The 23239-nt window shown below is 70.6% G+C and carries 19 protein-coding genes; 7 read left to right on the forward strand and 12 right to left on the reverse strand.

Features of this window, described 5'->3' with window-relative positions:
• Positions 1-3: 3 nt before the first annotated feature.
• Positions 4-1110 (reverse strand): CobW family GTP-binding protein, encoded by a 1107-nt coding sequence (locus DEJ48_RS09665; protein ID WP_150215761.1) that lies wholly within the window; start codon positions 1108-1110, stop codon positions 4-6.
• Positions 1111-1438: 328 nt separating this feature from the next.
• Here DEJ48_RS09665 and DEJ48_RS09670 point away from each other — a divergent pair, with 328 nt between their 5' ends.
• On the forward strand, positions 1439-1984 hold the full coding sequence (locus DEJ48_RS09670) for a DUF6082 family protein (protein ID WP_223831983.1): 546 nt from the start codon (positions 1439-1441) through the stop codon (positions 1982-1984).
• A gap of 255 nt (positions 1985-2239) precedes the next feature.
• Entirely contained in the window at positions 2240-2479 is a 240-nt protein-coding gene (locus DEJ48_RS09675) for a hypothetical protein (protein ID WP_150215763.1), read from the forward strand.
• A gap of 92 nt (positions 2480-2571) precedes the next feature.
• On the opposite strand, the gene DEJ48_RS09680 is transcribed toward DEJ48_RS09675, so the two are convergent.
• A complete protein-coding gene (locus DEJ48_RS09680; RefSeq protein ID WP_150215764.1) occupies positions 2572-3765 on the reverse strand; it encodes a citrate synthase/methylcitrate synthase in 1194 nt (397 codons plus the stop codon).
• A 120-nt stretch (positions 3766-3885) separates the two neighbouring features.
• Here DEJ48_RS09680 and DEJ48_RS09685 point away from each other — a divergent pair, with 120 nt between their 5' ends.
• The 4 genes from DEJ48_RS09685 to DEJ48_RS09700 are packed head-to-tail and all read left to right on the forward strand — an operon-like array spanning position 3886 to position 8611.
• Positions 3886-5154, forward strand: coding sequence for a citrate synthase family protein (locus DEJ48_RS09685; protein WP_150215765.1), 1269 nt, complete (start codon positions 3886-3888; stop codon positions 5152-5154).
• Between the two features lie 34 nt (positions 5155-5188).
• Positions 5189-6217 carry a sucrase ferredoxin gene (locus DEJ48_RS09690; protein WP_150215766.1) on the forward strand — a complete coding sequence of 343 codons (1029 nt, stop codon included), beginning with the start codon at positions 5189-5191 and terminating at the stop codon, positions 6215-6217.
• 28 nt (positions 6218-6245) lie between these two features.
• On the forward strand, positions 6246-7937 hold the full coding sequence (locus DEJ48_RS09695) for a sensor histidine kinase (RefSeq protein ID WP_150215767.1): 1692 nt from the start codon (positions 6246-6248) through the stop codon (positions 7935-7937).
• Entirely contained in the window at positions 7934-8611 is a 678-nt protein-coding gene (locus tag DEJ48_RS09700; protein ID WP_150215768.1) for a response regulator, read from the forward strand. The genes DEJ48_RS09695 and DEJ48_RS09700 overlap by 4 nt, the downstream gene beginning before the upstream one ends.
• Before the next feature lie 57 nt (positions 8612-8668).
• On the opposite strand, the gene DEJ48_RS09705 is transcribed toward DEJ48_RS09700, so the two are convergent.
• The 6 genes from DEJ48_RS09705 to DEJ48_RS09730 form a co-directional block, all read right to left on the reverse strand.
• Positions 8669-10261 (reverse strand): cation acetate symporter, encoded by a 1593-nt coding sequence (locus DEJ48_RS09705; RefSeq protein WP_150215769.1) that lies wholly within the window; start codon positions 10259-10261, stop codon positions 8669-8671.
• Entirely contained in the window at positions 10258-10842 is a 585-nt protein-coding gene (locus DEJ48_RS09710) for a DUF485 domain-containing protein (protein ID WP_150215770.1), read from the reverse strand. Before DEJ48_RS09710 ends, DEJ48_RS09705 begins: the two co-directional genes overlap by 4 nt.
• A 111-nt stretch (positions 10843-10953) precedes the next feature.
• Positions 10954-11691, reverse strand: coding sequence for a response regulator transcription factor (locus DEJ48_RS09715; RefSeq protein WP_150215771.1), 738 nt, complete (start codon positions 11689-11691; stop codon positions 10954-10956).
• Entirely contained in the window at positions 11688-12833 is a 1146-nt protein-coding gene (locus tag DEJ48_RS09720; RefSeq protein WP_150215772.1) for a sensor histidine kinase, read from the reverse strand. Before DEJ48_RS09720 ends, DEJ48_RS09715 begins: the two co-directional genes overlap by 4 nt.
• Positions 12830-13342 (reverse strand): CcdC protein domain-containing protein, encoded by a 513-nt coding sequence (locus DEJ48_RS09725; protein ID WP_150215773.1) that lies wholly within the window; start codon positions 13340-13342, stop codon positions 12830-12832. The genes DEJ48_RS09720 and DEJ48_RS09725 overlap by 4 nt, the downstream gene beginning before the upstream one ends.
• Before the next feature lie 190 nt (positions 13343-13532).
• Positions 13533-15656, reverse strand: a complete 2124-nt coding sequence (locus DEJ48_RS09730; RefSeq protein WP_150215774.1) for a type IIA DNA topoisomerase subunit B — start codon at positions 15654-15656, stop codon at positions 13533-13535.
• Positions 15657-16097: 441 nt separating this feature from the next.
• Between DEJ48_RS09730 and DEJ48_RS09735 the strand changes: the two genes are divergently transcribed.
• A complete protein-coding gene (locus DEJ48_RS09735; RefSeq protein ID WP_055544920.1) occupies positions 16098-16328 on the forward strand; it encodes a hypothetical protein in 231 nt (76 codons plus the stop codon).
• A 165-nt stretch (positions 16329-16493) separates the two neighbouring features.
• On the opposite strand, the gene DEJ48_RS09740 is transcribed toward DEJ48_RS09735, so the two are convergent.
• The 4 genes from DEJ48_RS09740 to DEJ48_RS39665 form a co-directional block, all read right to left on the reverse strand.
• Positions 16494-17324, reverse strand: a complete 831-nt coding sequence (locus DEJ48_RS09740) for a S1 family peptidase (RefSeq protein WP_150215775.1) — start codon at positions 17322-17324, stop codon at positions 16494-16496.
• Between the two features lie 145 nt (positions 17325-17469).
• Positions 17470-19008 (reverse strand): RNA polymerase sigma factor, encoded by a 1539-nt coding sequence (locus DEJ48_RS09745; RefSeq protein WP_263399440.1) that lies wholly within the window; start codon positions 19006-19008, stop codon positions 17470-17472.
• A 475-nt stretch (positions 19009-19483) separates the two neighbouring features.
• The gene (locus tag DEJ48_RS09750) at positions 19484-20371 is read right to left on the reverse strand and encodes a FadR/GntR family transcriptional regulator (protein ID WP_190537302.1); all 888 of its coding nucleotides are present in this window, start codon (positions 20369-20371) and stop codon (positions 19484-19486) included.
• Between the two features lie 162 nt (positions 20372-20533).
• The gene (locus DEJ48_RS39665; RefSeq protein ID WP_190537304.1) at positions 20534-23131 is read right to left on the reverse strand and encodes an ATP-binding cassette domain-containing protein; all 2598 of its coding nucleotides are present in this window, start codon (positions 23129-23131) and stop codon (positions 20534-20536) included.
• Between the last annotated feature and the right edge of the window lie 108 nt (positions 23132-23239).

The following is a 23239-nucleotide window of genomic DNA, read 5'->3' on the forward strand; positions in this document are numbered from 1 at the left end:
CGGCTAGAAGTCGGCCGGGTCGCCTTCGGCTTCCTCGTCCGGCTCCTGCACGTACCGCAGTACGCCCCACATGCTCCGCTCGTCGGCGGCCTGTGGGGCGTACTCGCGACAGGCCTCCAGTTCCTTCTCCAGGGCCGGTACGTCGACGCCCGACCCGATGAGCACCAGCTGGGTCAGCCGCGGCTCGCCGGGGCTCCAGGGCTGCGGGTAGAAGCGCAGGAACCGTCCCACGGCGTGGACCTCGTACCGGTTCCGCGGATCGGCGGCACCGAAATCGACGTACCCCTTGATGCGGTAAAGCCCTTCGGGCCGACTGTCGAGAAGGGCCATCAAGGGACGCGGCCCCATGGGCACTTCTGAGGTGAAGGCGAGACTCTCGTAGGCGGAGTGCAGGTGGTCGCCGTGCTCGCAGCGGTCATCGTGGTCGTGGTGGTCGCCGTGGTCGTGGTGGTCGCCGTGGTCGTCCTCGCGGAGGTCGTCGAAAGAGAGCTGCCCCACGCGCTCCCCCACGGGTGCGCGGTCGAAGAACAGCTCCACGTCGACGCGGCCGTACGAGGCGGGGACGACGGCCGCGCGGCCCGCGAGCCCACGGACGGCCTCGAGAACGCGCTCGCGCTCCGCACCGGGCACCCTGTCGGCCTTGTTCACCACGACGAGGTCGGCGATGCCCAGGTGCCGGTCCACCTCGGGGTGCCGCTCCCGGGTGGCGTCGAACTCGGCGGCGTCCACGACCTCGACGAGTCCCCCGTAGACGATGTGCGGGTTCTCGCTGGCCAGCAGCATCTTCACGAGCTCCTGCGGCTCGGCGAGCCCGCTCGCCTCGATGACGATGACGTCGATGCCCGCGGCGGGCCGGGCGAGCCGCTCCAGGTACTCGTCGAGCTCACTGGCGTCCACGGCGCAGCACAGACAGCCGTTGCCGAGGGAGACCGTCGAGTCGCCGAGCTGACCGGCGACGGACATGGCGTCGATCTCGATCAAGCCGAAGTCGTTGACGATCGCCCCGATCCGGCTGCCGCCGCTGCGGTGCAGCAGATGGTTGAGCAGGGTCGTCTTGCCCGAGCCCAGGAAGCCGGCGAGGACGACGACCGGGATCTGCTGCCTGTTCAACGCGGACCTCTCGTATCGACGCTGGTACGGACCGCGACGGATGCCGTACGACGGATGAAGACGGGGCAAGGATAGGCACGCGTGGTCGGGCCGCGGAGTGAACGATTGTTAGCGGCGCTCGCGGGGCACACGTTAGGCACGGCGCCGGGTTGTCAGACCACCGCTTCCTTCCGTGCGCCTCCTCTCCGCCTCCCCGCCGATCAGAGCCGCTCGGCACCCTGGGAGACGGCAAGCGCACCGCCCATCGCTCGCCGGTCCGCTCCCTGTCGACCCGCACCCGACGACCGGCGGACGGTCGCCCGAATCGGGGGTTGACATGTTCACAAAGATGCACGCGGCAGAAGTGCTGCGCTGCGCCGTCACAGCAGGGCTTGGCATCGCCGCGGGAGCCGTCGCCACCACGGCCGCGCAGCGACGTTCCTTCGATGCGCTCGACGCACGGCTCGCGCACCTGGAGCGCACGGCACGGGCCCAGCGCCACGCGAATCTGACCTACCAGCAGCGGCTGCACTGGGAGTTGCTGAGCAAGGCCATGGACGACGCCGACCTCGCCGAGGTCCTCGACGCCTACGGAGAGGGCGTCTCCGCCAAACGGCAACGGCAGTACCTCTACGCCAACGCGATGTACACCAACATGGTGCTCAACTACCGCATCGGCAATTTCACCCGGGACCAGTTCTTCGGGTACGCCCGCGGCATGCTCCAGAACCCCATCGTCCGGGAGTACTGGCACGCGACCCGGCCTCATCGCGCGACGCTGGACAGCACGACGGAGGAGGCTCAACTGGGCCTGATGGTCGACGACCTCCTGCAGCAACTGGAGGAGGCGGACATCGACGAGTGGTGGGTCGTAGGCGAGCCTCCGCCCGCATAGGGCCAGGTCGGAGGCTTGTGCGGGCCCGCGCGGCGGGGGCACTTGATCCACTCGGGGGACATGGTCCTCGTCTCGCGAGAGGGCCCGTAACCAAATGTTCAACGTGGCGTTTTGCAGTGCCCATCGGTGAACGCCAGCCTTTCACCACTACAAGAGCGCCGGTGTTCAGCGCTGCTGTCTGCGAGCCACTTTCCTTCAGGTCTCGAACGCGGCGGCTCCAGGTACGTCGGCCGCGAGATCAAAGGGATAACGACAGTGAGCCGAATCATCCGTCGTATCGGGGCGTCTCCCCGCGCTCGTGGTTGCGCGACGGGCCAGAACTGTCCCGACATCTTCGAGCTGACCGACGGAAGTTTCGCTGTCATCGGTACCGACGTCACAGCCACACTGGACGCCGACCTTCCCGCGGACGCCTCGCGCGCCGACTACGAACGCATCGTCACGATCTCCCGCGAGACCTTGATCCGGGCCAAGGCGGACATCCCCGACGCCTGACAGCCACGCAACACCGTTCAGCCGCATCAATACTGAGGGGCGCCGACATTGCGTCGGCGCCCCTCAGTGTTCCCCCCTTGGCCCGCTACGGGTCAGTCGAGCGTCGGCACCGGCACCGGCACCGGCACCGGCACCGGAGGAACCGGCCCCACATACCGCGCCGCCGGCCGAATGATCTTTGAGTCGCGGGCCTGTTCCAGGATGTTGGCGCTCCAGCCGATCACTCGTGCCGAGGCGAACGTCGGAGTGAACATCTCGCGGGGCAGGCCGCACAGCTCCATGACCACGCCCGCGTAGAACTCCACGTTCGTGTGAAGCTCGCGGCCGGGCTTGAGCTCCGCGAGGATCGCCTCGACCTGGCGCTCCACCTCCACCGCGAACTCCACCATGTCGCCGCCGAACTGCTGGGCGATGCCTCGCAGCATGCGGGAGCGGGGGTCCTCGGTGCGGTAGACGGGGTGACCGAAGCCCATGATGCGGTCCCCGGCGAGGACCCGCTCACGGATCCAGCCGTCGATGCGGTCGCGGGTGCCGATCGCGTCGAGGGTGTCCAGGGCCCGACTCGGCGCGCCACCGTGCAGCGGGCCCGACAACGCGCCGACCGCACCCACCAGACAGGCCGCCACGTCCGCGCCCGTCGAGGTGATGACGCGGGCGGTGAATGTTGACGCGTTGAAGCCGTGATCAATGGTCGAGATCAAGTATTGCTCGATCGCCCGGGTGCGGGCGGCGTCCGGTTCCGAACCGGTCAGCATGTAGAGGTAGTTGGCGGCGTACGACAGGTCGTCGCGCGGTTCGACGGGGTCGAGGCCCTGGCCGAGCCGGTACAGCGCGGTGAGCAGCGTCGGAACGACGGCGGACGCGGCCAGGGCGTCCGCGCGGCGCCGGTCGTCGTCGATGTCGTACACCGGGCGGAAGCCCTTCGACGCGCCGAAGAGCGACAGGGCGCTGCGCAGCCCGGAGAGCGGGCCCGACAGCACGCCGGCGCGGGCCACGGCGGGCAGCGCCTCGCGCACCTCCGCGGGGAGGTGGCGCAGCGCCGCGGTGTGCGCGGCGAACGCGGCGCTCTGCTCGGCGTCGGGCAGCTCGCCGTGGAACATCAGGTGCCATACGTCCTCGAAGCCGCGGTGCTGCGCGAGTTCGACGGCCGAGTACTGGCGGTAGTGGTAGAAGCCCTCGTACCCCCTGACGTCCCCGAGTTCCGTCTCGGTGACGACGACACCCGCGAGCCCTCGTGGGACCTCTACGGGCTCGGTGGGGGTGGCGGTGGAGCCATTGATCGGCATGTTTCTCCTCGACTTCCTCCCTGGACTTGATTCGACTGTCCATGCTTGATTGAGTCGATGTCAATATTGATTCGATCAATGCACACGTACAGGTATCGGGATGCGGATACGGTGACGCCCATGACGGATCAAGGAACCGCGCACGAAAGCCGGCGGCTCAGCACCAAGGAAGCCGCAGAACTGCTCGGCGTGAAGCCCGAGACCGTGTACGCGTACGTGAGCCGTGGCCAGCTCAGCAGCCGCCGCGGACCGGGCTCCCGGGGCAGCACGTTCGACGCCAAGGAGGTCCAGGCCCTGGCCCGCAGGAACCGGCGGGAACCCGCCGGACCCACCACGGCGAACGAGCTCTCCGTACGCACCCGGATCACGCTCATCGACAAGGACCGCTACTACTACCGTGGCGTCGACGCCACGGAGCTCGCGCTGAACCACTCCTACGAAGAGGTCGCCGAGTGGCTGTGGACCGGTGTCCTGCGGCCCGGCGTCGACTTCACCGCACCCGAGGAGACCGCTGCCGCGGCCCGCCGCGCCGTCGACGCGCTGCCCGAACACAGCGGACCCACCGACCGGTTGCGGGTCGCCGCCATCTCCGCGGCGGCCGCCGACCCGCTCCGCTTCGACCTCTCCGAAGACGCCGTCATCGGCACCGCGCGCACCCTCATCCCCACCCTCGTCACCGCCCTTCCGCCCGTCCTGCCCACCCACCGCGACGCAGGCCCGCTGGCCCGCCGCCTGTGGGCCCGGCTGACCGGCATCAAGCCCGACGAAGCCGCCCTGCACGCCCTGGACACGGCCCTCGCGCTGCTCGTCGACCACGACCTCGCCGCGTCGACGCTCGCCGTCCGCGTCGCGGCCTCGGCGCGCGCCCACCCCTACGCCGCGGTCTCCGCCGGACTGGGCGTCCTGGAGGGCCCCCTGCACGGCGCGGCGAGCGGGCTCGCGCATCGCATGCTGCTCGACGTGCTCGACAGGGGCAGCGCGGCCCCCGCCGTCTCCGACGAACTCCGCGCCGGCCGCCGGGTCCCGGGGCTCGGCCACCGCCTCTACCCCGGCGAGGACCCGCGCGCGCAGGCCCTGTTCACCCTCCTGGAGGTGATGCCGAAAGCAGGCCCCGCCCTCGCGGCGGCCCGCGATGTGGTCGCCACCACCGCCCGCCACACCGACCTGCGGGCCAACGTCGACCTCGCCCTGGCCGTCCTCACGGCGTCCTCGGGCATGCCGGCCGAGGCGGGCGAGACGATCTTCGCGGTGGCGCGCACGGCGGGCTGGATCGCGCACGCCTTGGAGGAGTACGAGGAACGGCCGCTGCGCATGCGTCCCAGTGGCCAGTACGTCGGCCTGCGCCCGCCCCAGCCGATGCCGTCCCCGGAGACGGCTCCTGCGACGTGATGCCGAAGAAGAGACGCAGGTTAGGCTCGCCTGCGTGAGTACGTGTGCGACCGCATCGCGGGACCTGACCGAGCCTCTCGCGGGCACCGCGGCCACCGCGCGGACATGGCTCCTGCTGGAACAGCCGGGTCCCTGGGGCGCCAAGGCCCTGACGTCCAGCCATCTCGACCCCGAGCTCGGCCGCGCCCTGGAGAAGGCCGCCAAGGACACCGGCGTGCGCATCGCCCTGATCCGCCGCCCGGGACGGCACGCGGACTGCCATGCGACGGCCCGGCACCAGGTCTACGTGGGGCACACCGTCCCCGGCCGCACCTGGCTGCGCGGCGCGGAGCTCGACGACCCCGGTCAGCTGCTGGACCTCGACTTCGCCGCCCTCGGCGCGGGTGACCACGGCGGCTTCGGCGCCCCGCACACCGGCGATCCGCTCGCGCTCGTCTGCACGAACGGCAAGCGCGACCGCTGCTGCGCGCTTCTCGGTCGGCCGCTCGCCGCCGCGCTCGCCTCCTCGGGGGCCGAGGGCGCCTGGGAGATCACTCATCTGGGTGGTCACCGCTTCTCGCCCACCCTGCTCGTGCTGCCCTACGGATACGCGTACGGCCGCATGGAGACCGCCGCCGTCAAGGAAATCCTCGACGCGGCCCGCGCGGGCCGCGTCCTCACCGAGGGCTGCCGGGGCAACTCGGCCTGGGAACGGCCCGGGCAGGCCGCCGAGCTCGCCGTGCGCGAATCGACGGGTGAGGACGCGGCGGACGCCCTGCGGGTCGTCGCGACGGAGAGAGCGGACGGGGCGGGCAGGGAAGGCGTGGCGGGCGGGGCAGGCGCGGCGGCTGGAGAAGACGGCACGGACCGGCAGGTTCCGCTCTGGGAGGTGACCGTCGCGCACGCCGACGGCCGACGGTGGCGCGTCACCGTCGCGCAGGAAGCGTCGCTGCCGCCCCGCCCGGAGAGCTGCGGCGCGGCGCTCGGCTCGCCCGCGCGGATGGACGTCCTGGACGTGCAGACCGTCCCCGAGGGCGCGGAGGGGCCCGCGTACGAGATCCCCGCCACAGACGCTTCGAAGTAGCCGGGTCGCGGCCGTACCGTTCGTACACATGAGCCCGACCTCCCCTGCGCGACGCCTCCGCCTCGGCCTGCCGCGGCGTGTGTTCTCGCAGGTGCTGCTCATGCAGCTGGCCATCGCCGCCGGGGTCGCGGTGCTCGCCACCGGCCTCTTCCTCGCGCCGCTGAGCGACCAGCTCGACGACCAGGCGATGCGCCGCGCGCTTGCCATCGCCCAGACGACGGCCGCCCAGCCGCGCATCGCCGAGGACCTGTCGTCGTCCGCGCCCACGCCCGACGGCCCCATCCAGAAGGCGGCCGAGCGGATCAGGCACGCCAGCGGCGCCGAGTACGTGGTGATCTTGAACAAGGAGGGCGTGCGCTGGTCCCACACCGACCGCGGCCAGATCGGCAAGGTCGTCTCGACGGACCCCAGCGACGCCCTCGCGGGCCATGACGTCATGGAGATCGACAACGGCACGCTGGGACGCTCCGCACGCGGCAAGGTGGCGTTGCGGGACGCGGACGGGGAGATCGTGGGCGCGGTCTCCGTAGGCATCGAGTACGACAGCGTGCGGGCCCGTCTCGTCCATGCGATCCCCGGATTGCTCGCCTATGCGGGCGGGGCCCTCGGGGTCGGCGCGCTCGCCGCGTACCTGATCTCGCGGAGAGTGCAGCGACAGACCCGCGACCTGGCCTTCTCCGACATCTCCGCGCTGCTCGCGGAGCGCGAGGCGATGCTGCACGGCATCCGTGAGGGAGTGGTCGCGCTGGACAGGACCGACCGCGTCCGACTGCTCAACGACGAGGCACAGCGCCTCCTCGGGCTCGGCACGGAGGTGCTCGGACAGCCGCTCGACGAGGCACTCGGAGCCGGACGCACGACCGATGTCCTCGCCGGACGGGTCACCGGAACCGATCTGCTGACCGTGCGCGGACAGCGCGTCCTGGTCGCCAACCGCATGCCCACCGACGACGGCGGCGCCGTCGCCACCCTGCGCGACCGCACCGAGCTCGAACAGCTCGGCCGGGAGCTCGACTCCACCCGGGGCCTGATCGACGCCCTGCGCGCGCAGGACCACGAGCACGCCAACCGCATGCACACGCTCCTCGGACTGCTGGAACTGGAGATGTACGAGGAGGCTGCGGAGTTCGTCGGCGAGGTCGCCGGTGCCCACCGGGTGACCGCCGAGCAGATCACGGAGAAGATCCACGACCCCCTGCTCGCCGCCCTGCTGGTCGGCAAGGCGACCGTCGCCGCGGAGCGCGGCGTGGCCCTCTCTGTACCGCGCGAAACCGCCCTGCCGGACCGCCTCGTCGATCCGGGCGGCCTGGTCACCATCGTCGGAAACCTCGTCGACAACGCCCTCGACGCCGCCGCCGGAACCCGCCACGCACGCGTGGAGGTCGATCTGCGCACCGAAGGACGCACCGTGGTCCTTCAGGTGCGCGATTCCGGTCCGGGAGTCCCCGCGGAACAGCGAGAGACGATCTTCACGGAGGGGTGGACCACCAAGGAGCCTCCCGCTCACGGCAAACGCGGCATCGGGCTCGCCCTCGTCCGCAGGCTCGCCGAACGGCAGGGCGGCAGCGCACACGTCGGCGAAGCGCCGGACGGCGGCGCGGAGTTCACCGTCGTTCTGCCCGAGGGGCTGACGGAGCCCGGGATCGCCGCGGCGGATGAGCACGACGGCACACAGCACGAAGGAACCACATTGACCCGGGCCGGCGAGGAGCCACGATGATCGAGGTTCTCGTCGTGGACGACGACACGCGCGTCGCGGACGTCAATGCCGCCTACGTGGCGAAGATCCCCGGCTTCCGCGTGGCCGCGAAGGCGCACAACGCCGCCGGGGCCCTGCGCGTCGTCGAGGACGTCCCCGTCGATCTGGTGCTGCTGGACCACTACCTGCCGGACGAGACGGGCCTCTCCGTCGTACGCAGCCTGCGGGAGCGCGGACACCAGACCGACGTGATCATGGTGACCGCGGCGCGCGACGTCGCGACGGTGCAGGCGGCGATGCGGCACGGCGCACTCCAGTACCTGGTGAAGCCGTTCTCCTACGCGGGCCTGCGCGCCAAGCTCGACGCGTACGCCACGTTGCGCCGCACCCTGGACGGCGGAGGCGAGGCCGAGCAGGCCGAGGTCGACCGCATGTTCAGCGCCCTGTCGTCGACTCCGGCGCCCGAGCTGCCCAAGGGGCACTCCCCCACGACGGCGGAGCTGGTGCGCCGGGCCCTGATGGCCGCTGAGGGGCCGATCTCGGCCCAGGAGCTGGCGGACCGCACACGACTGAGCCGGCAGACGGCACAGCGCTACCTGAAGCTTCTGGAGCGCACGGGCCGGGTCAGGCTGAGCCTCAAGTACGGCGACACGGGCCGCCCCGAGCACCGCTACGAGTGGGCGGCCAGCATCTGACGCAGCGCCGCTGGAGCCCGTCGTGCCGAGCGGACGCCCTCTCGCGACGGGGAATCGTTACGCCGCGCCGGCACCGGTTAGCGACCGCACCTCCGTCTCCGCGTGCTTGACCTCGTCCGCCGCCTCGCGCGAGGTGATCGTGCCGAGCCATCCCGCGAGGAAGCCCAGCGGAATGGAGACGAGGCCCGGGTTCTCCAGAGGGAAGTACTGGAAGTCGACCCCCGGGAAGAGGGAGTGCGCCCCTCCGGAGACCACCGGCGACAGGACCACCAGCACGAGCGCGGGCAGCAGTCCCCCGTACACCGACCACACCGCGCCCCGTGTCGTGAAGTTCCGCCAGAACAGGGAGTAGAGCAGTACGGGAAGATTGGCGGACGCGGCCACGGCGAAGGCGAGGCCCACCAGGAAGGCGACGTTGAGATCGCGGGCCAGCAGACCGAGGCCGATCGCGATCACACCGATCCCCGCGGCGGCGAGCCGGGCGACCGCCACCTCGCTGCGCGGCTTCGCGTCCCGCCGCCTCAGGGAGGCGTACAGGTCGTGGGCCACGGACGCCGACGAGGCGAGCGTGATGCCTGCGACCACCGCGAGGATCGTGGCGAAGGCGATGGCGGCGACGATCGCGAACAGAACCGTCCCGCCCGTGGAGTGCGCGCCGCCTCCCAGATCGAGCGCGAGAAGCGGAACCGCCGTGTTGCCCGCGGCGTTCGAGCCGCGTACCGCGTCGGGACCGACGAGAGCTGCGGCGCCGAACCCGAGCACGATCGTCATCAGATAGAAGCTGCCGATGAGACCGATCGACCAGACGACCGAACGGCGGGCGGCCCGCGCGGTCGGCACCGTGTAGAAGCGGGAGAGGATGTGCGGCAGACCGGCGGTGCCGAGCACCAGGGCGAGGCCGAGGCTGATGAAGTCGAGGCGCGCGGTCCAGTCCCCGCCGTACTTCAGACCGGGCGCGAGGAACCGGTCGCCGTGACCGCTGCGGTCCGCGGCTGAGCGCAGCAGTTGGTCGAAGTCCCCGTGGAAACGCACCAGGACGAGGACGGTCAGCGCGATCGCCCCGCCCATCAGCAGGACCGCCTTGACGATCTGGATCCAGGTGGTGGCCCGCATCCCTCCCAGCGACACATAGACGACCATGAGCGCACCGACGCCGATCACCGTCCAGGTCTGCGCCGCCCCGCTCGTCCCTCCGAGCAGCAGCGCCACCAGTGAGCCGGCCCCCACCATCTGCGCCACCAGATAGAGAACGGACACGGTGACCGAGGAAGTTCCCGCCGCGATCCGCACCGGGCGTTCCCTCATCCGTGCGGCGACGACATCACCGAGCGTGTACCGCCCGCAGTTGCGCACGAGTTCGGCCACGAGGAACAGGACGACCAGCCAGGCGACGAGGAAGCCCACCGAGTAGAGCAGCCCGTCGTAGCCGAAGAGGGCGATCAGGCCGGAGATGCCGAGGAAGGAGGCGGCCGACATGTAGTCACCGGCGATGGCGAAACCGTTCTCCATCGGGGAGAAGAGCCGCCCGCCCGCGTAGAACTCCTCCGCCGAACCGTGCCGCTTACGACTCGCCCAGGTGGTGATCGCGAGCGTGACGGCGACGAACACCCCGAACAGCAGCAGCGCCAGGGTCTGATGATCCCCCTTCATCGCTCCACCTCCCGGGCAGACACCGCTTCCCGCGCGGGCACCGCTTCCTGCCGAACCCCTGCGCCCTGCTCCGCTCGCTGCTCCTGCTCCCGTTTCTGCTCGAAGACGGCCCAGCGCAGGTCGAGCGCCGCCCTGTCCCGCCGCAGCCGTGCGTGGCGCGCATACGCCCACGTCAGCAGGAACGTCGTCAGGAACTGCCCGAGCCCGGCCACCATCGCCACGTTCACCGCGCCGCTGACGGGCCGCGCCATCAGTCCGGGTGCCGTCGTCGCCGCCACGACGTACGCGAAGTACCAGGTGAAGAAGAGCGCCACCCCCGGGACGACGAACCTCCGGTACCGACCCCGCACTTCCTGGAACGCGGCGCTGCGCTGCACTTCCACGTAGATGTCGGCCGGGCTCGCGCTCCCCTGCGGCACCGCGGCCCGGGGCGCCACCACGGAAGCCTGAGCCCCTGTGCCGTCGAGCTCTCCCCAGCCGGAGGCCAGCGTGTCGTACCAGGGGTCCCTCAGGTCGCCGGGGCGGTCCCGGCCGGTAGCGGCCCGGCCCGGCCCGCCATCGGGCCCGTCGTGCTTCTCCACCGAACTCTCCTTAGTCCGCAGCCTTGTTCGGCCACGTGCCCAAGGATGGACAGAACGGTAAGATCCCTGACTCTCCTCTCAATGCTCTTCACCCCATCAGGTGAAGCCACGTCAGATGCCGGATCCTCTGTCCAGCTTGATGAGCCCATGTCTGTACGCGTAACGCACGGCCTGCGCCCGGTCCTTGAGGGCCGCCTTCGCGAAGAGATTGTTGATGTGGGTCTTCACCGTCGCGGTGGAGACATGCAGTGCCCGGGCGATCTCGTGGTTCGACATCCCTTCGGCGATCAGGACGAGGACCTCGGTCTCCCGCGCGGTCAGGCCGTCGGGCGGAGCGGCCGACGCCGCGTCCTCCGGCTCCGACAGCCGCTCGAGGAGCCGCCGCTGGATCCGCGGGGAGAGTCCGGCGTCCCCCGAGAGCACGTCCTCGACGGCCCGCACGATCTCGTCCCCGCCCGCGTCCTTGGTGAGATAGCCGCGCGCCCCCGCCTTGAGCGCGGGGAACAGCGAGTCGTCGTCGGCGTAGGTCGTGAGCACGACGACCTGGGTCCCCGGATACTCGGCGCGGATACGTCGCGTGGCCTCCGCTCCGTCACACCGGGGCATGCGCAGGTCCATCAGGACGACGTCCGGAGCGAGTTCGCCGACGAGCCGGACGGCCTCCTCGCCGTCCGCGCCGGCGCCCACCACCTCGATGCCGGGCAGCAGCCCCAGCAGCATCACGATCCCCTCACGCACCACGGTCTGGTCGTCGACCACGATCACCCGCGCGGGTGGCTTCCCCCGCCCCTGGGCAGGTCCCGCCGGGCCGGCGTCCGCCGCCTTCGCAGTGGTCTCGTCCCCCGTCATCCCGGCACCCTCAGCGTCACCACGAAGCCCTCCTCACCCGGTCCCGCCTCCAGGGATCCGCCCAGCAGCTCGGCGCGCTCGCGCATCCCGAGCAGACCGTACCCGGCGCCGGAGGCGGCGAGTTCACCCGGCGATCGCCCTCCCGAATCCCTGACGTCGAGCCTCACTTGATCGTTCTCGTACCGCAGGCACACCTCGACCTCCGCGCCCGGCGCGTGCTTGCGCACGTTCGTCAGGGCTTCCTGCGCCACTCTGCGCACGGCCTGGGACGCCTCGGCGGGCAGCGGCCGTCGGTCCCCCGTCACGGTGACCGACACACGGTCGACCGTGACGAGCTCGCGCAGGAAGTCCTCGACCGGAGTCATCTCCCCGCGCAGCGCGGACAGGGCCTGTCTCGTCTCGGCGAGCCCCTCCTTCGCCATGGACCGCGCCGCCACCACCCGGCCCAGGATCTGCTCCTTGGAGGCGTCGCCCTCGATCAGCAGCCGTGCGGCCTCCAAGTGGACGAGCTGGGCGGAGAGGCTGTGCGCGAGCACGTCGTGGATCTCACGGGCGATGCGGGCCCGCTCGGCGAGGGCGGCCGCCTCCGTCTCCGCGACCCGCGCGGCACGCTCCTGCGCCAGCAGCCGCAGGGCGCTGCCACGGGCTTCGGCATCGAGTCGCAGGGTGTACCCGGCCAAGGCCAGGCCGATGACGGTCAGTGCCGCGATGAGCGGGTTGTCTCCCTGGTACGCGACATATCCGGTCATCGCCACGAGCACGCAGGGCCCTGCCGCGACCATCGGGAGGCGTTCCAGGGCGGAGATCGCCGAGCCGCACCACAGCACCGTGGCGAGGACCTGCCAGTCACCGAACTCGGCGGCGAGCGCGGCGGCGAGGAGCAGCGACATCAGCGCCAGGGACGGCCAGAGGCGGTGGGCGAACGAGACCCGGAAGAACGCCCATCCCGCCCAGGTGAGGGCCAGCACTACCGCCACCCCGGCAACCAGTCGCCAACCACGGTCCGCGTGGAACGCGTCCCACAGCAGGCTGCCGAGGATCACGACGCGCAGGACTCTGACGAACCACAGCCGGGCGGGGCTCATCCCCGCCCAGGTGAGCGCCTCCCGGGAGGGCCACCTCGTCCACCAGTCCCCACTCACACGGGTTCCTTCCGCATCGGCTCGGGCGCCGCGTCGGCCATACCGTACGCCGAGGGTCGGGGACCGGCGCGCAGTATGAGCAGCCCGCTGCGGACCAGCAGCGTGGCCGCGAGGGCCAGCATCAGGCCGGGGGTGCCCTGCCGCACATGCAGCAGCGCGCCGACCCCGAAGAGCCCCACCCGCAGCCCGATCCCGACGGCCCAGACCACGGCGGTGGCTTTGGTGCCCTTGCTCCACGCGGTGCCGTCCGGCTCGGTCCACACATGGGAGGTCCGCGCCCAGCCGGCTCCCATGGCGAGGCCGACGAGCAGTTCGGCGGCGAGCAGCGTCACGGACGTCGCACGGTGCTGGGGATCGATCAGGCCGGGCTCGCGCACGGCCATGAAGACCAGCACGGCCGGTATCAACCACCAGCGCCGGTCCGTGCCGATCTCCTGCGCCTTGAACTGGCGGACGACCACCAGCACCACGACGGCGCAGATCACCAGTGCGTTGGTGAGCCCGGACATGTCAGCCTCCGTACGACGAGCGGGGACGAGGCCGGTCCGCGGAGGACCGACGCCTTCGACGCTACGGAAACCGCCTGGTCACGGCATCGGCGCAGGGGTTGAACACGGGTGGAGCCGTGCTCTCCACCCGCGGGTGGAGAGCACGGCTCCTGCCGTACCTGGCGAGCCCCTGGGACGGGGCGCCGAGCGGTTACGCGTCGATCCGCGAGCGGTCCAGCGTCGCCGCGGAGCTGGTGATGAATTCCTTGCGCGGCGCGACGTCGTTGCCCATCAGGAGATCGAAGACCTGCTCGGCGGAGTCCAGATCGCTGATGTTGATGCGGCGCAGGGTCCGGAAGCGCGGGTCCATCGTCGTCTCGGCCAGCTGGTCGGCGTCCATCTCGCCCAGGCCCTTGTAGCGCTGGATGGAGTCCTTGTACCGGATGTTCTTGCGCTGCAGCTCGAGAAGCGTCTCGCGCAGCTCTCGGTCCGAGTACGTGTAGATGTACTTGTCCTGGCCCTTCTTCGGCTGGCTGAGCTCGATGCGGTGCAGCGGCGGGACCGCCGCGAAGACCCGGCCCGCCTCGACCATCGGCCGCATGTACCGCTGGAACAGCGTGAGCAGCAGAATCCGGATGTGTGCGCCGTCGACGTCGGCGTCCACGAGCAGGATGATCTTTCCGTAGCGCGCCGCGTCGATGTCGAAGGTCCGGCCCGACCCGGCTCCTATGACCTGGATGATCGCCCCGCACTCGGCGTTCTTCAGCATGTCCGTCACGGATGCCTTCTGAACGTTGAGGATCTTGCCTCGGATGGGCAGAAGCGCCTGGAACTCGGAATTCCGGGCGAGCTTGGCCGTGCCGAGCGCGGAGTCTCCCTCGACGATGAAGAGCTCGCTGCGCTCCACGTCGTCGCTGCGGCAGTCGGCGAGCTTCGCGGGCAGCGACGAGGACTCAAGGGCCGTCTTCCGGCGCTGGGCGTCCTTGTGCTGGCGGGCCGCGATGCGGGTGCGCGCGGCGGCGACGGCCTTGTCCATGACGGCGCGGGCCTGGGCCTTCGCGTCCCTCTTGGTCGAGGTCAGGAACGCCTTGAGTTCCTTGGCGATGACGTTCGCGACGATGCGGTTGGCCGCCGAGGTGCCGAGAACCTCCTTGGTCTGGCCCTCGAACTGCGGCTCGGCGAGGCGGACCGTGACGACCGCCGTGAGGCCTTCCAGGGCGTCGTCCTTGACGATGTCGTCCTCGGCGACGCGGAGCACCTTCTGGGTGCGCATCGCCTCGTTCATCGTCTTGGTGAGGGAGCGCTCGAAGCCGGTGACGTGGGTGCCGCCCTTGGGGGTGGCGATGATGTTGACGAAGGACTTGATCGTCGTGTCGTACCCGGTTCCCCAGCGCATGGCCACGTCCACGCCGAGCTCACGGGTGACCTCGGTGGGCGTCATCTGACCGTGCTCGTCCAGGACGGGGACGGTCTCCTTGAAGGTGCCCTGGCCGGAGAATCGGAGGACGTCGCAGACGGCCTTGTCCTGCGCCAGGTACTCGCAGAACTCGCTGATGCCGCCGTCGAAGCGGAAGGATTCCTCACCCTTCGAGCCGCCGTCGCCGAGACCGAGCTCGTCCCGCACGACGATGGTCAGACCCGGGACCAGGAAGGCGGTCTGGCGGGCGCGCTGGTGCAGGTTCTCCAGCGAGAGCTTGGCGTCCTTGAGGAAGATCTGGCGGTCCGCCCAGTAGCGCACGCGCGTGCCGCTGCGGGCCTTGGGGACCTTCTTGACCTTGCTCAGCCTGGCCGAGGGGTCGAAGGACGCGTCGGGGCCCGGCTTGGCGAAGGCGCCGGGGACGCCGCGGCGGAAGCTGATCGCGTGGGTGTGCCCCGCGCGGTCCACCTCGACGTCGAGGCGCGCGGAGAGCGCGTTCACCACGGAGGCACCCACGCCGTGCAGGCCGCCGGAGGCGGCGTACGAGCCGCCGCCGAACTTGCCGCCCGCGTGCAGCTTGGTCATGACGACCTCGACCCCGGAGAGGCCGGTCTTGGGCTCGACGTCGACCGGGATGCCTCGGCCGTTGTCCCGGACCTCTACGGAGGCGTCGTCGTGGAGGATGACCTCGATGTGGTCGCAGTACCCGCCCAGGGCCTCGTCGACGGAGTTGTCGATGATCTCCCAGAGGCAGTGCATCAGGCCGCGGCTGTCCGTCGACCCGATGTACATGCCCGGACGCTTGCGGACGGCCTCGAGCCCCTCCAGGACGAGCAGGTGCCGCGCGGTGTAGTTGGAACCGTCCCGGTCTGCTCCTGTCAGCAACGCTGTGGACGGCACGGACGTCTCGGCGGTCACGCGGTTCGCTCCTCGCTGAATTTCAAGGGGGGTCCTTTGGGGTAAGGACGCGGCTTCGGTTACCGGTCAGAGGGTACCGAGGCCTGGTAGAGCCGTTGTCACGCCACCCTCGTCTCAACTCAGACTAGTCCAGACTCGCATACATGTTCGATCCCTCGTTGGAGTGAAGCGCACGTCACGTTCCCTTCGAGGCATGAACCATTTAGGCTCCGGGCACGTCCTCATGAACAACCGGCAACCCAGCCGGGGACGACCTGACCTGACAGACAGCGCGAAACCGTAAGACACGTAAGAGACGCAATACGGCACATTCGCCGCCAACCGGCAACGGACAGCCACCTCGAAAGAAAAGTTCGAGGAAAAGCCACGAGCGGGAACGTTTTCGGCCTGGTTGGATGTTGACCCTGGTACGACAGCTCGTCGAGCTAGAGAAGAGGCGACGTGACTACTGTTCTGACCCCCGCGAGCCCCCTGACGGCCGCTGATCGCTGCGACCGCTGCGGCGCCCAGGCATACCTGCGCGTCGTCCTGTTGAGCGGCGGTGAACTGCTCTTCTGCGCCCACCACGGCCGCAAGTTCGAGCCGGAACTCAAGAAGATCGCCGCTGAGATACAGGACGAGACGGAGCGTCTGACCGCCGTTCCGGAAAGCGCCACCGAAGAGGAACGCTGACACCTCGCATCCACGACGAGCCAGCTCCGGCGCACCAGGCCGGCGAACGGGCGGCCGCCCCTGCCAACCGCAGGGACGGCCGCCCGCTCTCGTCACAGGGGCACCCAGGGCCCTTCCAGGCCCCTCTGAGCCTCACGCCGACCCGCCCGTGGACGGACCGGCCACTCAGTCGCGGGCGCCCAGCACCCTGGTGACGTCCGAGATCCGCGTATAGACACCGGGGCTCCCCGGGCGGCCACAGCCGCTCCCCCAGGACACGAGCCCGATGAGACGCCCCCGTGCGACCAGCGGGCCGCCGCTGTCGCCCTGACAGGCGTCGCGGCGCCCCCTCATCTCACCGGCGCAGAGCATGGTCCGGGCGATGTACCGCCCGTCGGCACTGCCTGGGTACGCCTCCTCGCACACCTGGTCGGCGAGCACCTCCACGCGCGCCGAACGCAGCGCACGGGCGTAGTCACCCGCTCCAGTGGTGTCCCCCCACCCGTATACGGCGGCGCCCGTGCCCGGCTGGTACGCCGGGTCACCGGCCCCCGCCATCCGGATGGTGCGCCCTTCGGGGAGCGGCTCGGCGAGGGTCAGGGCCGCCACGTCGCCGGAGTTCGTGTGCCCGTCGTACTCCGGGTTGCCCCGAACAGTGCGGACGGCCACCTCCTCGCCCTCCGAGGACCTCAGGTCCCCGCGGCCGACGATGACCTTCAGGTCCGTGACTTCCCTCAGCGGCACCCCCAGCACGTCCTTGCTCACGCAGTGGGCCGCGGTCAGGACCGTCGAGCGCCCCGTGATCACACCCCCGCAGAACTGTCCCGCGCGTGAGCCGCCGAAACGGTCACGACTGGAGATGGCCACCACCCATGGACTCTCGGACACATCCACCGGATGGCCCCCGACCACCACGCTGTCGGCCGAGGCGGGGGCCGGGGCGGCCAGTGGCAGGACAGCGGTAGTGGCCGCGAGAGCCAGTACCCCCGTCCACGCTCGGGCGAAGGGACGACGCATGCGATCTCCTCACTCTGGGTTGCCGTTGCGTACCCCAGAGTCATGCAGTATCGCTCACCCCGCACCCGCGCAGACGGAAGGCCCGAGGCCCGCCTGTCGCGGACCTCGGGCCTTCCGTGGAGCCCTCGGGTGACTGACCTGTGGTCTAGTCGAGGTAGTCGCGCAGAACCTGCGAGCGCGACGGGTGACGCAGCTTCGACATCGTCTTCGACTCGATCTGGCGGATGCGCTCACGCGTCACTCCGTAGACCTTGCCGATCTCGTCGAGGGTCTTGGGCTGGCCGTCCGTGAGACCGAAGCGCATGGAGACCACGCCCGCCTCACGCTCGGACAGGGTGTCCAGGACGGAGTGCAACTGCTCCTGGAGGAGCGTGAAGCTGACCGCGTCGGCGGGAACGACCGCTTCGGAGTCCTCGATGAGGTCACCGAACTCGCTGTCGCCGTCCTCACCCAGGGGGGTGTGGAGGGAGATCGGCTCACGGCCGTACTTCTGGACCTCGATGACCTTCTCCGGGGTCATGTCGAGTTCCTTGGCCAGCTCCTCCGGAGTGGGCTCGCGGCCCAGGTCCTGGAGCATCTGGCGCTGGACACGGGCCAGCTTGTTGATGACCTCGACCATGTGCACCGGGATACGGATGGTGCGGGCCTGGTCGGCCATGGCGCGGGTGATCGCCTGACGGATCCACCAGGTGGCGTACGTGGAGAACTTGTAGCCCTTGGTGTAGTCGAACTTCTCGACCGCGCGGATCAGACCGAGGTTGCCCTCCTGGATGAGGTCCAGGAAGAGCATGCCGCGGCCGGTGTAGCGCTTGGCCAGGGAGACCACCAGGCGGAGGTTGGCCTCCAGGAGGTGGTTCTTGGCGCGGCGCCCGTCCTCGGCGATGATCTCCAGCTCGCGCTTGAGCTTCGGGGCGAGCTTGTCGGCGTTGGCCAGCTTGTCCTCGGCGAACAGGCCGGCCTCGATGCGCTTGGCGAGCTCGACCTCCTGCTCGGCGTTGAGGAGGGGGACCTTGCCGATCTGCTTCAGGTAGTCCTTGACCGGGTCGGCGGTGGCGCCGGCCGCGGCGACCTGCTGGGCGGGCGCGTCGTCCTCGTCCTCGTCCGAGAGGACGAAGCCCTGGGCGCCTTCCTCGGCGGGCTCGCCCTCGCCGGGCTTGCCGGCGGCGGGTGCCTCCTCGGTGACCTCTTCGTCGCGGAGCTCGTCGGCGTCCTTCTTGGAGGTGGTCTTCTTGGCCGCCGTCTTCTTGGCGGTGGTCTTCTTCGCGACGGCCTTCTTGGCCGTCGTCTTCTTGGCTGCGACCTTCTTCGCGGGCGCGTCCTCAGCGGTGCCGTCCGCGCTCGGCGCCTCAGTGGCGGCGGTGGCGGTGGGCTTCGCCGTGGTGGCCTTGGCCGCGACCGTCCTGGTCGCGGTGCGCTTGGCCGGGCTCTTCGCTGCGACGCTCTTGCGGGGGCGCTTCGGCTCCGCGGCACTGACCATCAGCGTCACACCCTCTTCCTCGAGGATCTGGTTGAGGCTGCGCAGAACGTTCTTCCACTGAGTGGCCGGAATCTGGTCAGCTTCGAAGGCACGACGCACGTCATCGCCGGCGATCTGCCCATCAGCCTTTCCCCGCTCGATGAGCGCCATGACAGAGACGGATTCGGCGATCTCCGGCGGGAGCGTACGGGATGTGCTGGCCGACACGAACAACCTCTCGGAACGTTGGAAAACGGCTTCCGGCCCCGTCCATTGTGGACCGGAGCCGACGACCGGCGGCTAGGGATTTGGGCCGACGGCGCGGGCGGGGCCGGGGAGCTGCACAGCGTCACGAACGACCGCTGTATTCCCTCCTCGGCTATCACCTCTTAGGTCATCGCGCTGTTCCTTGGAGCGTTACGCCCAATCTACGTGGCCCGAGTCACACCCCGTAAGCGCACAAAAGCATCCAGATACGGTCAGAAGCGTCCTATACGCATGCACGAATGATCCCCCGATGCCCCGTGAAGAAACCCCCCACATTCGTGTCGCCGGACTCCCCCGCGCTCTCCAGGAGCTCGTGGCGGATCCGGCGACACAGGGAGCGGCGGCGGAGTCGCCGACGGGCACGGAGTGACGTACGCGACGACTCAGCGCTGCCGCGGGGCACGCGCACGGCCGCGGCGCCTACGGGGACGCGCGGTCAGTGCTCGCGCGGGGCGGGCACGACGCGCTCCACCTCGGGGTGGACGGTGAGCAGCTGCCGCATGGCGGCCTCCGCGCCGGAGCCGTCGCCGGCAGCGAGGGCGTCGACGACGCGGGAGTGGTGCACCAGAGAGGCCTCGCTGGGGCGGTCGCAGCCGGTGATCGGGCCGCCGGAGACCTGCAGTGCGGCCGAGACGATCCCGGAGAGGTGCTCCAGCATGCGGTTGCCCGCGACCTGGATGAGCAGCGAGTGGAACTCGGCGTCCGCGCGGGAGAAGGTGATCACGTCGCCCTGGCCCAGCGCGTGCCCCATGATCTCGACCATGTCGGCGAGACGCTGCTGCACCTCCTCGCGGCCGTGCCCGGCGGCGAGGCGCGCGGCGAGGGGCTCGATCATCCAGCGCAGCTCGCCGAGCTCCCGACGCTGGTCGTCGCGCTGCGGCCCGAAGGCACGCCACTCGATGATGTCCGGGTCGAGCAGGTTCCAGTCGCTGACGGGACGCACGCGCGTGCCGACGTTGGGCCGGGCGCTGACCAGGCCCTTGGCCTCGAGCACGCGCAGGGACTCGCGCACGACGGTGCGGGAGACCTCGAAGCGCTGGCCGATCTCCTCGGGCACGAGCGGGCGGTCGGCGCCGAGGTCACCGGAGACGATCATCTGGCCGAGCTGCTGGACGAGTTGGCCGTGCAGCCCGCGGCCGCGGCTTCCGGCGGCGCGCCGGCCCACGCGCCCCAGGTCCTGGTCGGGACCGTCCCAGACGGGAGGCACTACGCGGTCGCCCGCGGCGGACTCCGCGTAGGGGTATCGGTCGAGGTCACCCGGGCCGGCGAGACCGGAGTCGGCGGAGCGGGCGGTGGTCATCATGGTGTGCGCAAGGGTACTCACGGATCTGTTGTCGGCGCTGCCTCCAACTGCCTTGAGGTCTTTGGTGAAAAGCACACGAAAGGGTGATCGCTTACCCCGCCGCAATTGACGCCTTATCGGAAAGAAACGGACGGCCTTCGGGGAGTTGAGCACAGCCCCGCTCCCGAAGGCGGCGGACGGTCGTCAACGGACTCTGGTGCGCATCGCCGTGAGCACATATGCGCAGAGCAGAGCGGTCAGCGACAACATCAGCGCGGTGCCCACGGGTTGGGCGATCATGCGCACTCCCGCCGTCAGATATCGCTCGGCACCGAACGGCCATTGCACCAGAGCGAGGTCCCGGAGCCGCGCCGGAAGTCCGGCCGCGGATCGCACAGACGGTCCCTCGACGGCCTTCTGTACGAGAGGTACGACGACGATCGGCACGGCGAGCACCGCGGCGAGGCCCGCCGTCGTGGACCGGAAGACCCCCGCGGCCAGCACGCCGGCCCAGGCGCATCCCGTCACCAGGGCGTACCAACTGGCGCTCAGCGACGGCCAGTCAGCGGGAACTTTCGTGAGCTCCTCTCCGTATACAAGGTGGAGCAGGACGGCGTCGGAGACCACCGCGAGCGTGCTCAGGAGCAGCGCCGTCACGGCCGCGACGAGGAGCTTGGCGCCGAGCATCCCGAGGCGGCGCGGGACGGTGCCTCGGTCCGCGGCGAGTGCGGGGTGGCGGAACTCGTCGCCGAAGGCGAGGGCGCCCAGGAGCCCGGCGCCAAGGGCGGCGGGCGGCAAGGGAAGTTCGTGCGGCCAGGCGGCGAGCAGGTGCGACTGCGGAGTGTGCCCGGAACGTGCCAGGAAGACGGAGAAGAGGGCGGAGGTGGCCAGGACGGCGGCAAGCGTGAAGTAGCCCGTACCGACGCCCAGCAGGCGACGCACCTCGTAGCGCAGCGGGCGCAGAGGGCTTCTGCCGGGGCGGACGGTAATAGGGGGCGGCAGGGCGGAGGCCGCGGTCGCGAATCCGGACGCGGACACGGAAGCGGAAGCGGAAGCGGCTACGTAAGCCGGTGTGGAGGCCGTGTCCTGGGCGGCGGTCAGGATTCCTGTCGACGTATCGGAGCGGCGGGTGTCGGCGTCGAGGGGCGCGGTGTCGAGCGGGACAGTGTCGCTCGGTGCGGTGTCGAGCGGTGTGGTGTCGAGTGGCGTGGGGCCGGGTGGTGCGGTGCTGCGTGAGGCGGTGTCGAGCGGTGCGGTGTCGTCGTCTCCTGGTGCCGCCGAGGCGTCGGTGGGGGCGTCGCCTGGGACGTCGGAGGTGACGTCGGCCGTCCCTGTGGCGTCGTCGGCGGCGGTGTCTGACGAGTCGCCGGCCGGGTGGCTTTCGGCTTGAGAGGCGGTGGCGCCCTCGGGCGCGGGCGCTGACGCGGCCTCGGGGCCGGACTCGGGGGCGGAGGCGGGCGCGGGGATCTGGCTGGGCGCGGTTCCGTGCTCTGAGTGTTCTCCCCGGTTCGGCTGGTGCCGCTGGTCCCGCTGGTCCCGCTGGTCCTGCTGGTCCTGCGGGTCTTGGTGGCCCGGCCAGCCCTGGGGGTCCCGGCAGTCTTGACGGTCCAACGAATCCTGCGGGTTCTGGGGGTCCTGCGGGGCCTGCGGGGCCTGCGGGTCCTGCGGGCTCCGGAGCCCCAGCCGATCCTGGCGGTTCTGCCGACCCGGCCGGTCCTGACGGTCCTGGCGGTCCTGGCGGTTCCGCGGATCCTGCGGGTTCTGCGAGCTCCGGTGACCGGGCCGGTCCTGGTGGTCCCGCGGATCCTGCGGGTTCTGCGGGTTTTGCGAGCTCCGGTAACCCGGCCGGCCCTGGTGGTCCTCCCGCCCCGGCCGGTCCTGGTGGTCCTGGCGGCCCTCTCGCCACGGCTGGCTGGTGTGGCTCGGTGGGCCCGCGTCGCCGGTCTCGTCGGCGAGTTGGTGGACGAGGATGCTGTGGCGGTATGCGGTCTCGCCGACGTCGGCACACGTGCTTCCGTAGACGGAGAGCCGGTTGCCGTCCTCCTTGACGACCTCGATCGAGCGGTGTCCCGCACGTGCCTCTTTGGCGAGGAGGGCGCCGAGGCGGGCGGCGTGCGGGGTCCGGACGGCGACGCGGGGGCGGAGTCTGGTGCGTGCGAAGTCCGCGGCCTCTTGGTCGGCGACCAGACGTCCGGCATCCAGTGTGACGACGCGGTCGGCGGCCCGTGCCGCTTCCTTGGGGTCGCACGTGCTGAACAGGACGGTGCCGCCCTGGGAGGCGTGGGCGCGCAGGATGCCGTGCAGCCAGGCGGCCTCTCTCGCCGAGAGGCCCTCGCCCGGCCCGTCCAGGACGAGCGTATGGGGGTCGGCGAGCAGCGCGCAGGCCAGACCCAGTCGCCGGTCCATGCCGCGCGAGAGGGTGCCGAGGCGCTCGTCCCGGAGGCTGACGAGTCCGACGGCCTCCAGGACGTCGTCGGCGCGCAGGACGGGCACCCCCATCGCCGCGCACAGCATGCGCAGATGGCCGCGGACCGAACGCGCCGGGTGGCCTGGGACGTCGCCCAGGAGGACGCCGACCTCGCGTGACGGATGGGCGATGCGGTGCAGGGGGCGGCCCCTGAAGTACGTGACCCCACGGCCCTGTTGGAGTTCGAGCATCAGCCGCAGTGCCGTGGTCGCGCCGATGGACTCGGCGTCGAGCAGCGCCGTGACACGGCCGGTGCGTGCCTCGAAGGACACGTCCTCGACGGCGGGCGGGAGCTCCTGGCGGGGATTGCTGGTCAGTCCGATGGCCTGGATCATCGCTTCTCTCGCAGGATGTGCGACCGCTCGGCGGCCGGGGCCCGTCCGCCGGATCGGGGGCGGACGAACCCCGTGGGTACTGCAGCAAGATAACGCGACATTTGCGGC

It is taken from the genome of Streptomyces venezuelae, from assembly GCF_008642315.1.
Lineage (GTDB): Bacteria > Actinomycetota > Actinomycetes > Streptomycetales > Streptomycetaceae > Streptomyces > Streptomyces venezuelae_D.